Source organism: Micromonospora sp. NPDC048887, from assembly GCF_040649715.1.
Classification (GTDB): domain Bacteria; phylum Actinomycetota; class Actinomycetes; order Mycobacteriales; family Micromonosporaceae; genus Micromonospora.
Genome location: NZ_JBEZGA010000002.1, coordinates 345,114 through 358,540 on the forward strand (window position 1 = coordinate 345,114; position 13,427 = coordinate 358,540).

The 13,427-nt window shown below is 71.9% G+C and carries 12 protein-coding genes; 6 read left to right on the forward strand and 6 right to left on the reverse strand.

What is annotated here, in order from left to right; translation table 11 throughout:
* Window positions 1-59: 59 nt before the first annotated feature.
* Complete coding sequence (locus AB0C17_RS04790) at window positions 60-995, reverse strand: cytochrome c oxidase assembly protein (RefSeq protein WP_357381154.1); 936 nt, start codon at window positions 993-995, stop codon at window positions 60-62.
* A 126-nt stretch (window positions 996-1,121) separates the two neighbouring features.
* Here AB0C17_RS04790 and AB0C17_RS04795 point away from each other — a divergent pair, with 126 nt between their 5' ends.
* From AB0C17_RS04795 to AB0C17_RS04815, 5 genes are all read left to right on the forward strand, one after another.
* A complete protein-coding gene (locus AB0C17_RS04795) occupies window positions 1,122-1,721 on the forward strand; it encodes a heme-copper oxidase subunit III (RefSeq protein ID WP_354869940.1) in 600 nt (199 codons plus the stop codon).
* A 72-nt stretch (window positions 1,722-1,793) separates the two neighbouring features.
* Window positions 1,794-2,627, forward strand: a complete 834-nt coding sequence (locus AB0C17_RS04800) for a cytochrome c (protein ID WP_269704829.1) — start codon at window positions 1,794-1,796, stop codon at window positions 2,625-2,627.
* 67 nt (window positions 2,628-2,694) lie between these two features.
* Window positions 2,695-3,783, forward strand: a complete 1,089-nt coding sequence (locus tag AB0C17_RS04805; protein WP_357476637.1) for a Rieske 2Fe-2S domain-containing protein — start codon at window positions 2,695-2,697, stop codon at window positions 3,781-3,783.
* The gene (locus tag AB0C17_RS04810; RefSeq protein WP_357380625.1) at window positions 3,780-5,411 is read left to right on the forward strand and encodes a cytochrome b N-terminal domain-containing protein; all 1,632 of its coding nucleotides are present in this window, start codon (window positions 3,780-3,782) and stop codon (window positions 5,409-5,411) included. The genes AB0C17_RS04805 and AB0C17_RS04810 overlap by 4 nt, the downstream gene beginning before the upstream one ends.
* A gap of 210 nt (window positions 5,412-5,621) precedes the next feature.
* A complete protein-coding gene (locus AB0C17_RS04815) occupies window positions 5,622-6,290 on the forward strand; it encodes a DUF4142 domain-containing protein (RefSeq protein ID WP_357469672.1) in 669 nt (222 codons plus the stop codon).
* Between the two features lie 62 nt (window positions 6,291-6,352).
* Here AB0C17_RS04815 and AB0C17_RS04820 read toward each other — a convergent pair whose 3' ends face one another.
* From AB0C17_RS04820 to AB0C17_RS04840, 5 genes are all read right to left on the reverse strand, one after another.
* Window positions 6,353-6,640, reverse strand: coding sequence for an Lrp/AsnC ligand binding domain-containing protein (locus tag AB0C17_RS04820; protein ID WP_357469669.1), 288 nt, complete (start codon window positions 6,638-6,640; stop codon window positions 6,353-6,355).
* Between the two features lie 52 nt (window positions 6,641-6,692).
* Window positions 6,693-7,571 carry a sugar phosphate nucleotidyltransferase gene (locus AB0C17_RS04825; protein WP_357476640.1) on the reverse strand — a complete coding sequence of 293 codons (879 nt, stop codon included), beginning with the start codon at window positions 7,569-7,571 and terminating at the stop codon, window positions 6,693-6,695.
* Window positions 7,568-8,095 carry an NUDIX domain-containing protein gene (locus AB0C17_RS04830; RefSeq protein WP_357380631.1) on the reverse strand — a complete coding sequence of 176 codons (528 nt, stop codon included), beginning with the start codon at window positions 8,093-8,095 and terminating at the stop codon, window positions 7,568-7,570. The genes AB0C17_RS04825 and AB0C17_RS04830 overlap by 4 nt, the downstream gene beginning before the upstream one ends.
* Before the next feature lie 39 nt (window positions 8,096-8,134).
* Window positions 8,135-9,922: a RelA/SpoT family protein gene (locus tag AB0C17_RS04835; protein ID WP_357469739.1), complete on the reverse strand. Its 1,788-nt coding sequence runs from the start codon at window positions 9,920-9,922 to the stop codon at window positions 8,135-8,137.
* A gap of 129 nt (window positions 9,923-10,051) precedes the next feature.
* Window positions 10,052-11,806: a DEDD exonuclease domain-containing protein gene (locus tag AB0C17_RS04840; protein WP_357380633.1), complete on the reverse strand. Its 1,755-nt coding sequence runs from the start codon at window positions 11,804-11,806 to the stop codon at window positions 10,052-10,054.
* Window positions 11,807-11,933: 127 nt separating this feature from the next.
* Between AB0C17_RS04840 and AB0C17_RS04845 the strand changes: the two genes are divergently transcribed.
* Entirely contained in the window at window positions 11,934-13,331 is a 1,398-nt protein-coding gene (locus tag AB0C17_RS04845; protein ID WP_357380636.1) for an NYN domain-containing protein, read from the forward strand.
* Window positions 13,332-13,427 lie beyond the last annotated feature (96 nt).

Here is a 13,427-nt window from a genome sequence, read left to right on the forward strand (position 1 = left end):
TGTCACATCCGGGCCGTCGGCCCGCCCGGCCGGGCTCGGGGCGTACCCCGGAACGGGCCTCAGGCGCTCGCCTCCGCGGCGCGCTGGCGGGCCTCCTGGCGGTCCAGTTCGCGGTCGAGCCGGCGGGCCTCGCGCTCGGACTGCTTGACCCACTGGACGACCAGGACGGCGAGCATGGTGACGCTGACGAACTCGCCGCCGGCCCACAGGATGCCGCCGGCCACCACCTGGTCGTTCCAGGGGTCGGACCAGGACAGGTTGAGCGACGGGTACCAGTCGCCGCCGAACAGCGTGGTGCTCTGCATGATGGTCAGCCCGAGGACCGTGTGGAACGGCACCGAGAGCAGCATGAGGAGCGCGCGACCCGGGTACGGCCAGCGGCCGGGCAGCGGGTCCAGGCCGAGCAGCGGCCAGAAGAAGACGCAGCCGGTGGCGATGAAGTGCGCGTGGACCAGCTCGTGCGCCCACTCGTGGCGCAGGGTGAACTCGTAGAGGTCGGTGAAGTACAGCGCGAACGGGTTCACCACGAAGATGGCGAACGCCACAAGCGGGAAGCTGTAGACCCGGATCACCTTGCTGTGCACGATCGCGAGCAGCCGCTTGCGGGGCCGCACCGGCAGCGTGCGCAGCGCCAGCGTCACCGGGGCACCGAGCGCCAGGAAGATCGGCGCGACCATGGACAGCACCATGTGCTGGACCATGTGCACCGAGAGCAGCGCGGTGTCGTACGCGCCGAGGCCGGTGAGCGTGACCAGCGCGATGCCGCCGAGGCCGGGGCCGAGGAACGACACGGTACGGATGACCGGCCACCGGTCGCCGCGCAGCCGCAGCCGGTGCACCCCGTAGAGGTAGAGGCCGGCGGCCAGGACGATGCCCAGCGTGAGCCAGCTGTCCAGCCGGGTCTCGGTGAACACCCGGGTCACGGTGAACGGCGGCGGGGCGCCCTCGCCTCCCGCCGCCAGCGTCGCCGGAACAGCCGAGGTGACGGCGCGGATCTGATCGACGTGCAGCACGCTTTTCAGGGTAGGTCAGGCGAAGCGGACCACCACGATCGGGCCACGAAAGGGCCGGGTTTGGCACCCCGCTGATCGTCGGTCCCGGTCAGGGGCAATAATGACCGCGTGACTGCGGCCCCAGCCATTGACAAGAGCCGGATCCACTCCCTGACCCGACCCAACATGGTCAGCGTCGGGACGATCGTGTGGCTCTCCAGCGAACTCATGTTCTTCGCGGCGCTGTTCGCCATGTACTTCTCCATCCGCGCTGCGGCGCCGGAGCAGTGGGAGAAGCACACCGAGGTGCTGAACATCCCGTACGCGACCACGTTCACGGTGATCCTGGTGCTCTCCTCGATCACCTGCCAGATCGGCGTGTTCGCGGCCGAGCGCGGCGACGTCCACGCCCTGCGCCGGTGGTTCACGATCACCTTCGTGATGGGTCTGATCTTCGTGCTCGGTCAGCTGAACGAGTACCGGACCCTGGTGCACGAGGGTGTGAAGATCAACGAAGACGGTTACGGGTCGATGTTCTACCTCACCACCGGCTTCCACGGTCTGCACGTGACCGGCGGTCTCATCGCCTTCGTGATCTTCATGATCCGTACCACGATGGGCCGGTTCACCCCCGCCCAGGCGACCTCGGCGATCGTCGTGTCCTACTACTGGCACTTCGTGGACGTCGTGTGGATCGGGCTCTACGTCATGATCTACTGGCTCCAGTGATCTTGGCGCGTCACGAACCGCGCCGCTGCTCCGTCCCCTGAGACAAGGTCCAACCGGTTAAGGACACAGGTCATGACTTCTGACAACGACCGCCGACGCGGTCTGCTCGCGCGGCTGCGCGGGCGGCCCGTGGCGCGCAGCAGGGGCCGCCGCCGGCTGGGCGCCGCGGTCCGGCTGTTCGCCGCGCTGATGCTGGCCGGCGGTGCCTACACCGTCTTCGCCCCCGGCGTGCAGGCGCAGGACAACCCTCCGTTGACCGCCGCAGGCAACGAAGGTAAGGCGCTGTTCGACGTGAGCTGTGTGACCTGTCACGGTCGCAACGCCCAGGGCGTCGAGGGCCGCGGTCCGAGCCTGATCGGCGTCGGGTCGGCCTCGGTGGAGTTCCAGGTCAGCAGCGGTCGCATGCCGATGGCCCGGCAGGAGGCCCAGGCCATGCGCAAGCCCCCGCAGTTCACCGACGAGCAGGTGCGCCAGCTCGGGCAGTACATCCAGGAGCTCGGTGGCGGCCCGGAGGTGCCCAACGGCGACCTGCGTGAGGGCGCCAACCTGTCCACCGGCGGTGAGCTGTTCCGGATCAACTGCTCGCAGTGCCACGCCTTCGGCGGCGGCGGCGGCGCGCTGTCCTCCGGCAAGTACGCCCCGAGCCTCGCCCCGGCGAGCGACCGGCAGATCTACGCCGCCATGCTGAGCGGCCCGCAGAACATGCCGGTGTTCGGCGACAACCAGATCACGCCCGAGGAGAAGGCGGACATCATCGCCTACATCCAGGAGACGCTGAAGCACGACGGCGACCCGGGCGGTTTCAACCTGGGCCGGTACGGCCCGTCGACCGAGGGTCTGGCGATCTTCCTGGTCGGCATCGTCGCGCTGGTCTTCGCGAGCCTGTGGATCGCGGGCAAGTCGTGACCGGACGGATCAATGCTTTCAGTGCTGTGGCGCCGACCCCCGGCGTCACCCGTAGCGAGGTGACGGCATGAGCACCCACACCGAGCACCAGGCTCAGCAGGGCCCGGAGCCGCTCGACGTGAACGACCCCCGGCTCTCCCGGTTCGACATCGTCCAGGAGGGCGCGCGGCGCGACGACATCGAGATCGTCCACTACGAGGCGCAGGTCGTCCCGGGCAGCAAGGCCGAGCGCCGGCTGACCCGTACGGTCGCCCTGATGTTCCTGCTGACCGGCGTCTTCGCGACCGCCTTCCTGGTGGTCTACATCTGGTGGCCGTGGCAGTGGGAGCCGGGTCGCGGCGGCGACAAGCTCTACACGCCGCTGCTCGGCCTGACGCTGGGCCTGGCCCTGCTGGGCATCGGTTTCGGCATCCTGACCTGGGGCAAGAAGCTGCTGCCCAAGGAGGTCTCGATCCAGGACCGGCACGACCAGGCCGCCGACCCGGAGGGTCGCAAGATCACCGGTGAGACCATGCTCTACCTCGCCGACGAGATGGGCGTGCGCCGCCGGCCGCTGCTCGGCATCTCGCTGCTCGCCGGTCTGGCACCGGTGGGCGCGGTGGCCGCGGCCCCGCTGATCGGTGGCCTGATCGAGCAGCCGCACAAGAACAACCAGATGTTCACCACCGGCTTCCAGCCGGGCGAGGGCGGCAAGAAGATCCGGCTGATCCGTGAGGACGGCCGCCCGATCCGCCCGGCCGACGTCAGCGTCGGCGGCCAGCTCACCGTGTTCCCGGGCATCGACGGCGGCGTGAGCAACCTGCACGCCGACTCGCCCACCCTGCTCATCCACCTGCGGGAGGACGACGCGCAGAAGTCGCGCGCCGCGAACGAGCGCAAGGGCCACGGCGACTACATGTGGGGCAACTACGTCGCGTACTCCAAGATCTGTACGCACGCCGGCTGCCCGGCCAGCCTCTACGAGCAGCAGACCAACCGCCTGCTCTGCCCCTGCCACCAGTCCCAGTTCCTCATCACCGACAACGCCAAGCCGATCTTCGGCCCGGCGAACCGGCCGCTGCCGCAGCTGCCGATCGAGGTGGACGAGGAGGGCTTCTTCGTGGCGAAGTCCGACTACACCGAGACCATCGGTCCCGACTTCTGGGAGCGGCCATGAAGCGCCGAAAGTTTGATGCAGCAGCGCTGCCGGCCAAGAGCGCGCGGGCGGTGGACGACCGCTTCCAGGTGGCCACGCCCCTGCGCAAGCTGCTGAACAAGGTCTTCCCCGACCACTGGTCCTTCCTGCTGGGCGAGATCGCGCTGTTCTCGTTCATCGTCCTGCTGCTCACCGGCGTCTTCCTGACGTTCTTCTTCGAGCCGGCGATGACGGAGGTCATCTACAACGGCAGCTACGCCCCGCTGCGGGGCACCCCGATGTCGGCCGCCTACGCCTCCAGCCTGGACATCTCGTTCGATGTCCGCGGTGGTCTGATCATGCGGCAGATGCACCACTGGTCGGCCCTGCTGTTCATGGCCGCGATCGTGGTCCACATGCTGCGGGTCTTCTTCACCGGCGCGTTCCGCAAGCCGCGTGAGACCAACTGGATCATCGGCTCGCTGCTGTTCTGGGTCGGCTTCCTGGCCGGCTTCACCGGCTACTCGCTGCCGGACGACGGCCTGTCCGGCACCGGCCTGCGGATCGCCTCCGCGATCATCCTGTCGATCCCGGTGATCGGTTCCTGGGTCAGCTCGTCGATCTTCGGCGGGGAGTTCCCCGGCACCATCATCATCAGCCGCTTCTTCATCGCCCACGTGCTGCTCGTCCCGGGCCTGCTGGTGGCGCTGATCAGCGTCCACCTGGGCCTGGTGTTCAAGCAGAAGCACACCCAGTGGCCCGGCCCCGGCCGGACCAACGACAACGTGGTCGGCGAGCGGATGTTCCCGCGCTACGCGCTCAAGCAGGGCGGCTTCTTCATGGTCGTCTTCGGCGTGATCGCGCTGCTGGGCGGCCTGTTCCAGATCAACCCGATCTGGCTGTTCGGCCCGTACGAGGCGTGGGTCGTCTCGGCGGCCAGCCAGCCCGACTGGTACGTCATGTTCCTCGACGGCTCGACCCGGCTCATGCCGGGCTGGGAGATCCACATCCCGATCGGCAACGGGTACGTCATCCCACCGTTGTTCTGGCCGACGGTGGTGCTACCCGGAATCCTGGTCGGCCTGTCCACGATGTATCCGTTCCTGGAGGCACGCCGCCTCAAGGACTACAAGCACCACAACCTGCTCCAGCGGCCCCGGGACGTTCCGGCCCGGACCGCCGTGGGCGCCATGGCGCTCGCCTTCTACATCGTGCTGACCCTCTCCGGCGCCAACGACGTCATCGCGGACAAGTTCCACATCAGCCTGAACGCGATGACCTGGGGCGGCCGGATCGGCCTGCTGATCCTCCCGCCGATCGCGTACTACATCACGTACCGGATCTGCCTGGGTCTGCAGCAGCACGACCGGGAGGTGCTGGCCCACGGCGTGGAGACCGGCATCATCAAGCGGCTGCCCGACGGCCGGTTCGTCGAGGTCCACCAGCCGCTCACCTCGGCCGAGGGCCACGACGGTCACCCGCCGGCGCTCGACTACGTCGGCTGGGTGGTGCCGAAGAAGATGAACCGGCTCGGTGCCCTCGGCCCGGCGATCCGGGGCTTCTTCTACCCGATCGAGAAGCCGGCCGAGGCGCCGGTCTCGCCGGGGCACCCGCCGGTCGAGGCACGGCCGGAGCGGGAGGAGATCGGCAGCGGCGAGAGCCGTCGCTGACCCTCCCCGGTACGACTGACAGTGGCGCCCGCCGGATCATCCGGCGGGCGCCACTGCCGTTTCCGGCCCGGACGTCCGGTTGCCTCCCGAGCACGCCCGGAGGCCGGTGCGCCGACCGCCGTCGCCCCCGACACGGACGGGTGGAATCGCAGGAATAACCCCGGTCAGCCGGGTATCCGTGCGGTCCGACGTCTCATGGGGGAGGAACGAATGTTGGGAATCAAACGCCTGGGCCTGCTGGCCGCGCTGGTGGTCGTGGGGCTGGCGCCCGCCGCCGCGGCGCAGGCGGCGGCACAGCCGTCGACGCAGGACACGCAGTACCTGCAGGCGGTGCACCAGGTCAACCTGTTCGAGATCACCGCCGGTAACCTGGCCCAGCAGAAGGGCCAGAACCAGCAGGTCAAGGACCTGGGCAAGATGTTCGTGACGGACCACACCCAGCTGGACCAGACGGTGCAGTCGACCGCGCAGCAGCTCAACGTGCAGTTGCCGGCCGATCCGACCGCCGACCAGCAGAAGGTCCTGGACAAGCTGAACAACCTCAGCGGCGCCGAGTTCGACAAGGCGTGGGTGACCGCGCAGCTCGCCGGTCACGTCCAGGCGATCCAGGCCACCCAGACCGAGATCTCGCAGGGCTCGGAACAGTCGGTGGTGCAGATCGCGCAGGACGCGCTGCCGGTCCTCCAGGCGCACTACGACGCGCTTGTGGCCCTGGCGCAGACCCTGGGCGTCCCGGTGCCGCAGACCAGCGCCAGCGGCACGCCCAGCCCGGGCGGCACCACGTCCCCGGGTGGCACCGAGTCGCCGGCTCCGGGCGGCACCGAGACCGAGGCGCCCGCTCCGGGCACCACGGAGACCCCGGTGCCCAGCCAGAGCTGACGTACCGCACGGTCGACGGTGACCGGTCCGCCCCGCCAGGGTGGGCCGGTCACCGGCTCGTGTCAGTCGGCGTTCGCCAGCCCGATCGCGAACGCCGACTCCAGGTCGTGCTGCGAGTAGGCGCGGAACGCGATGTGCGACTCGGTGTTCAGCACGCCCGGCACCTTCGAGATGCTGCCGGCGATGACCTGCGCGATCTGCTCGAACTCCCGGACCCGGACCATGGCGACCAGGTCGACGTGCCCGGCCACCGAGTAGACCTCGCTGACGCCGGGCAGGTCGGCCAGGGCCTCGGCCACCTCGGGGATGGAGTCGGTGGCGCAGTCGATCAGCACGATCGCGGTGATCACGGGACGTTTCTCCGTTCGTCGGCGACGAGGCCAATGCTAGAGCCAGTGACCCTCACCGCGCCGCCGGGACGGTCAGGTCGTCCCCGGCCCGGATCACCTCGCGCAGGCGTTCCCCGGCCGCGACGCGCGCGCCCGGCCACACCACCGACCGGTCCACGTCGCCGTGCACCACCGCCCCGGCGCCGACCACCGAGCCGGTGACCCGGCCGGTCACCGTCGCGGTCGGGTCGACCAGCCCGTCCGGGCCGGCCGCGTGCAGGTTGGCGGCCAGGTAGTCGGCCGGGGTGCCGGTGTCGTAGAACGTGCCCCGGTAGGGCACCACGGTCAGCTCGCCGGCTGCCTCCGCCGGCCGCCACACGGCCCGGACCAGGTCGCCGAACGTGGCCGGCAGGTCGCGGACCAGCCGCCAGGGCAGCAGCGAGAAACCCACGAAGTCGTGGCCGCCGAAGGTGCCGGGGGCGTCCGGGTCGCCGGCGGGCCGGCCGAGCAGGCGTACGCCATGCCCGTCCCACCCGTCCAGCAGCGCGGCGATGTCCTCGCCGGGTGGCGCCTGCGGATCGGCCAGGTAAGCGTCGGCGTTGCCGACCAGCACGCCCCGGCCGTCGATCCAGTCCCGCAGCCGGCCCACACCACCGGCGGTGCCCAGCGGGGCGCCCGGCTCGACGGACAGGTGCGCCCGCCCGCCCACCCGTGCGACCACCTGGTCACCCAGGTAGCAGGCGTTCACCGCGACTCGGCGTGGGCCGGTCAGGCCGAGCCCGGCCAGCCGGGCCAGCGCCCGGTCCAACAGCGGGACGTTGCCGACCGGGCAGAGCGCCTTCGGCACCCGCTCGGTGAGCGGACGCAGCCGGGTGCCCTCGCCCGCGGCCAGCACCACGGCGCACACGACGGCCGGGGCCGCGACACCCGCGTACGGGACCGGGGTGCTCACGGGGCCGGCGGGTGCTCGCCGGCGCGGGGGCCGATGCCGTAGTACCCGAGCAGGTTGGCGGTGGCGCGGCTGAGCCGGGGCAGGTCGTCGAGCGGATGGAAGGCCGCCTCGATGACCTCGGCCCCGTCCACCTTCAGCTCGGTGCGCGACGCCGGCACCTCCGCCTCGAAGACCACGTCGACCCAGCCCTTGGCGTGCACCACCGCGTTCGGCACCGCCGGGCGCAGCGCGTCGGGGGACAGGCGGACGCCGGACTCCTCGTACAGCTCGCGGGCGGCGCCGACGACCGGGGCCTCGCCGCGTTGCAGCAGCCCGGCGGGCAGCGTCCAGCTGTACCCCGGCGGCTGGCGCAGCAGCAGGAGACGGCCCGCGCCGGTGGCCTCCGCGTCCCGCAGCAGGGTGACCGCGCCGACGATGTACTTCGGTACGGCCAGCCGGACCAGCCGCCGCCGCAGCGGGACCGGAAGCCGGTAGAAGAACTTGTAGCCGAGGGCCCGTCCGGTGGCACGCGCGCGGGGGATCATGCCGTTCAGGCTAGTGGTCCGGGCGCGGGCCGGCTCCGTCTACTGCCTGTGGTCGACCAGATCGATCAGCTGCTGGACCACCGTGTCCGGCTCGACGGTGCGGTCGAAGACCGCCACCAGCAGCGTCTCCAGGTCGGGGTAGCCCAGTTCCTCGGACAGCCGCAGCAGCGGAAGGTCGTTGGCCAGCCCCCGGTTGTGCTTGCGCAACGCCAGGCCGATCGAGGCCCGGCCGAGCCGGACCTTGTCGGCGATCGAGATGCCCGGCTCGGTGTGCTCGGCGAACCAGCGGTTGATCTGCATCTGGGCGTGCGGGGACTTGACGAAGCCCAGCCACTCCCGGCGCGGGCCGCGCGGGGCCACGTCCGCCTCGAATCCGCTCTCCGCGTCGTTCTCGGTGAAGATCTCCACCACGTCGCCCTCCTCCAGTTCGGAGGCGAGCGGCGCGAGCCGGCCGTTGATCCGGGCCGCCAGGCAGTGGTCGCCGCGCTCGGTGCCCAGCTCGTACGCGAGGTCGACAGGGGTCGCGCCGGCCGGCAGCACCACCTGCCGCCCGTCGGCGACCACCTGGATCTGCGCCTCGGACAGGTCGCAGCGCAGCGACTCCATGAACTGCGTCGGGTCGACCGTCTCCTGTTCCCAGTCGAGCACCCGGCGCAGCCAGGCCAGTTCGTCCGTCCGGTCGACGGCCCGGCCCGCGGTGCGGGGGAAACGGTAGTGGGCGGCCACGCCGTACTCCGCCGAGCGGTGCATCTCGGTGGTGCGGATCAGCACCTCGACGGTGCGGTCCTGCGGCCCGCAGACGCTCGTGTGCAGCGACCGGTAGAGGTTGTTCTTCGGGGAGGCGATGAAGTCCTTGAAGCGGCCCGGCACCGGACGCCAGAGCCCGTGCACGGCACCCAGCGCGGCATAGCAGTCGGTCGCCGGACCGTCCACCACGATCGCGATGCGGGGCAGGTCGTACGGGGCGGCGTGGTCGCCGGCGACGGTGTCCTTCCAGATCGAGTAGAGGTGCCGGGGGCGGGGGGAGACCTCGGCGTCGACCCGGTTGCGGCGCAGCGCCACCCGGGTGCGGGCCACGACGTCGGCGAGGTAGGCGTCCCAGCCGGGCCGGTCGTGCACGAACCGGGCGATCCGCGCGTGCTCCTCCGGCCGCAGGTGCAGCAGCACCACGTCGTCCAGCTCGCGCTTGAGCGTCTGGATGCCCAGCCGGTCACAGAGCGGGACCAGCACCTCCTGGGTCTTGCGGGCGATCCGCTCCCGGGACGCCGCCGAACGGACGCCGAGCGTACGCATGTTGTGCAGCCGGTCGGCCAGCTTGATCACCAGCACCCGGACGTCCTTGCCGGCCGCCACGATCATCTTGCGGACGGTCTCCGCCTCGGCGGCCTTGCCGTAGAACGCCTTGTCGAACTTGGTCACGCCGTCGACCAGGTGGGCGACCTCGCGGCCGAAGTCCTCCTGGAGCGCCTGGAGCGTGTAGCGGGTGTCCTCCACCGTGTCGTGCAGCAGGGCGGCGACCAGCGTGATGGTGTCCATGCCGAGGTCGGCGCAGATCTGCGCCACCGCCAGCGGATGGGTGATGTACGGCTCGCCGCTCTTGCGGAACTGGCCGCGGTGCATGTTCTCGGCGATCGTGTAGGCCCGGCGCAGCACCGAGGCGTCGGCGCTCGAATGGATGCCGCGATGGGCGCGGACCAGTGTGGTGACCGGGTCGCCGTCAGCGGTGGGCCAGGTGAGCAGGGAACGCAGGCGGCGGGTGAGCGGCAACTCGCCCTGGGTCGGGAGCGCGCCACCCAGGGCGGCGCCGTGTCCGGCGTCGACGTCCACCTGGGACACCTCCTCACCCCGGCCCTCGGCCACCGGGAACCGGCGGCCGGGAGCAGAGCCCGCGAATCGGGCAGGTCTGCACTCCTTTAACAGACTAAGGGAGGCGAGGTAGTCCGATCGGTCAGTTGGTCATGAGCGTTCGGTCGAGAGTTTGGCGGATCCGCCACCCTCCGCCTTCGCCAGCAGGTCGCGGAAACGCCCCGCGCCGGCCACCGGCGAGGCCCATCCGGCGGTCGTCTCGACCAGCCTTGTCTCCGGTCGCTCCAACCAGGACAGGATCCGCTCGGTCTCCTCGGCGGTCGCGGCCGGCACCGGACCGTGCCCGGGCAGCACCGTCTCGGCGGTGGCCCGGATCGCGGTGATCGTGGGTCGCGGGTGGACACCGGGCGGGGACACCCCGGCCCCGGCGAGCCGGCCGTGCCGCACCAGCGCCAGCTCCCAGCCGCCCCGGGCGGCCGGGCGGGCGGCGGCCAGCTCGGCGATGCCTGTCAACGCGGCCAGCCGCTGCATCCGGACCGCCGCGCGCAGCACCGCCACCAGCCGGCCGCGTACCACCGCCGCCTCCTCGTAGCGCTGGGCGGCCGACAGCACCTCGATGCGGGCGAGCAGCGCGTCCACCACCACACCGGGGTCGTCGCTGGTGGCGGTGCGGAACGGGGTCGCCGCGCGGTCGTCGTACTCCTCGGGGGTGATCCGGTGCTCGCAGGGCGCCGGGCAGCGACCCAGCTCGGCCAGCGCGCAGGCCGGCAGGGTGGTGCGCCGGGAGAGCCGGTGCGTGCACTGCCGCAGCGGCACCGCGTCGTGGAAGCCGGCGGCGGCCAGCTCCGCGGCCTGCCGGGACCGGAACGGCCCCAGGTAGGCCGTGTCGGTGGGCGCGATGTCGCGCACGATCGACAACCGGGGGTACGCCTCGTCGGTGAGCTTCAGCCACACCTGGCGCTCCGGATACTTCGACCGGCGGTTGTACGGCGGCGCGTGCGCCGCGATCAGCCGCAGCTCGCGGACCTCCGCCTCCAGTGAGTGGGCGCACTCGACCGCCTCCACCCGTTCGGCTGCGGCGAGCATCTCGGAGATCCGGGCCCGCTTCTCGGCGGCGGTGAAGTAGCTGCGGACCCGGGTGGCGATGTCGCCGGACGTGCCGACGTAGAGCGGCCGGTCGTCGGCGGCCCGGAAGATGTAGACGCCCGGCACCTTGGGCAGCCCGTCGGCGAGGTGCCGCTTGCGGCGCTGGGTCGGGGTGACCGCGCGGGCGAACTCGATCGCCTCGCCGACCGTGTCGACCCGGTGCCCGCCGAGGCGGCCGATCAGCCCGTGCAGCACGTCGACGGTGGCCTTTGCGTCGTCCAGCGCCCGGTGGTTGGGCTGGGTGGCGGTGCGGAAGTAGGCGGCGAGCGTGCCCAGCTTGCGGTTGGGCACCTCGTCGCGGGTGAGCACCCGCCGGGCCAGCGCGGCCGTGTCCAGCACCCGGGGGTTGGGCCAGCGGTAGCCGTGCTTCGCGCAGGCCGCCTTGAGGAAACCCACGTCGTACGGCGCGTTGTGGGCGACGAGCACGGCGTCGCTGATGAACTCCAGGAAACTCGGCAGCACCTGCTCGATCGGCGGGGCGGGCAGCAGCATGGCCTGGGTGATGCCGGTGAGCACGGTGATGAACGGCGGGATCGGCACGCCCGGGTTGACGAGTGTGGCGAGCACGCCCAGCTCCTCCCCGCCACGGACCTTCACCGCGCCGATCTCGGTGATCCCGCCGCCGTCGGGCGCGCCCCCGGTGGTCTCCAGGTCGACCACGACGAAGGTGGTCGCGTAGAGCGGCAGCGCCGGGTCGACACCGCTGCCCGCCGGGTCCAGGCCGGCCAGCGACTCCTGGACGTACTCCGCTCGTGTCACCCGCGGGACGCTAGCGGCACGGTCCGACACTCCTGTCACTGCGGCCCCAGGAGATACCACGGGGGTACGATGAGAGATCGGCTCACTCACCGGGCGGTGGGCCCGTTCGGGGTGGGAGACTTGCCTCATGCCCCTCACCGAGCCGTACGACGACCACTCCTCCGCGGAGGAGCCGGTGGTCGGCGTGCCCGCTGACGAGGGCACACCGCCCGCTGCCGAACCCGAGCCCGTGCTGCCCGAGCCGGTCCGGCAGCGGATCGTCACGCTCACCGCCGCCGTGCTGCCCGGCCTGCCCGCCGACGAGGTGCCGGTGCCACTGCGGCGGGTCGCGAAGTTCGCCCCCAACCGCCGGGCCCGCCTCGGCGCGCCAGCGATCGCCGCCCAGCTCACCGCCGACCCGCTGTTCCGGCAGCGGATCACCGCCCGGGTGCTCGCCGACGCCGGTGACCTGGGCGCTGCGGTGGTCGAGGGCACCGCGCCGGCCGCCGCCGACCCGGTCGAGGTGGCCGCCCTGGCCTACCTGGCCCGGCCCCGGGGCTGGCGGGAACTGATCGAGGCCAGCGGCGAGGCGGTACGCGCCGAGGCCGACAGCGCGGTCGTGGCCGAGCTGGTCCGCGAGGCCGAGCAGCGGGCCGCCCGCGCTGAGCACGACCGGGCCGTGGCCCGGGTCGAGGCGGAGAAGCTGCGCGACGAGCTGGCCCGGGTCCGGGAGGAGCTGGGTCAGCTCCGCGAGGAGGCCCGCCAGTTGACACGTACCCTGCGGGAGACCCAGGCCCGCGAGCGCAAGGCCACCGAGCTGCTCGCCACCGAGCGGGGGCGGGCGGCCCGCGCCGCCGCCGACGCGGACGCCGAGCTGCGCCGCGCCCGGGCCCGGCTGGCCGAGGCGGAGGCCGCCGCCGGGGTGGCCCGGGCCAGCGCCAAGGAGGCCCGCTCGGTCGACGACGCGCGGCTGTGGCTGCTGCTGGAGACCATCGGTCAGGCCGCCGTGGGGCTGCGCCGGGAGCTGGCGCTCGACCCGGTGGACAAGCTCCCGGCCGACTTCGTCGCCGACGCGTTCGCCGAGCAGCCGGGCACCGCACCGGCCGGGCCGTCGACGCGGGCCCGCGACACCGACGACCCGGCCCGCCTCGACCAGTTGCTCGCGCTGCCGCGGGCGCACCTGGTGGTGGACGGCTACAACGTGACGAAGCGCGGCTTCGGCGAGATGTCGCTGGAGCAGCAGCGCAAGCGGCTGATCACCGGGCTGGGCGGGATCGCCGCGCAGACCGGGGACGAGGTCACTGTCGTCTTCGACGGTGCGGAGCGGATGCACGGCCTGCCCCCGGCGCCGCGCGGCGTGCGGGTGCTGTTCTCCCGCAAGGGCGAGACCGCCGACGAGCTGATCCGCCGCCTGGTGCGTGCCGAGCCGTCCGGGCGGCCGGTGGTCGTGGTGTCCTCCGACCGCGAGGTCGCCGACGGGGTACGCCGGCACGGCGCGTACCCGCTGGGCGCCGACTCGCTGCTGCGGCGCCTCGCCCGGTCCTGAGCCCGCTCCTCCTCCCGCTGCCTGATCGGCTCCAGCTCGGTGCGGTGGCGGGGTCGCGTGCGTGCCGATCGCGCCACTTCGGCGTACTGGTTCGTG

Excerpts from the sequence above, each read along its gene's own strand:
- AB0C17_RS04805 (WP_357476637.1), top strand. The coding sequence starts at position 2,695 with ATGAGCACCCACACCGAGCACCAGGCTCAGCAGGGCCCGGAGCCGCTC.
- AB0C17_RS04810 (WP_357380625.1), top strand. The coding sequence starts at position 3,780 with ATGAAGCGCCGAAAGTTTGATGCAGCAGCGCTGCCGGCCAAGAGCGCG.
- AB0C17_RS04845 (WP_357380636.1), top strand. The coding sequence starts at position 11,934 with ATGCCCCTCACCGAGCCGTACGACGACCACTCCTCCGCGGAGGAGCCG.
- AB0C17_RS04815 (WP_357469672.1), top strand. The coding sequence starts at position 5,622 with ATGTTGGGAATCAAACGCCTGGGCCTGCTGGCCGCGCTGGTGGTCGTG.
- AB0C17_RS04830 (WP_357380631.1), bottom strand. The coding sequence starts at position 8,095 with ATGATCCCCCGCGCGCGTGCCACCGGACGGGCCCTCGGCTACAAGTTC.
- AB0C17_RS04800 (WP_269704829.1), top strand. The coding sequence starts at position 1,794 with ATGACTTCTGACAACGACCGCCGACGCGGTCTGCTCGCGCGGCTGCGC.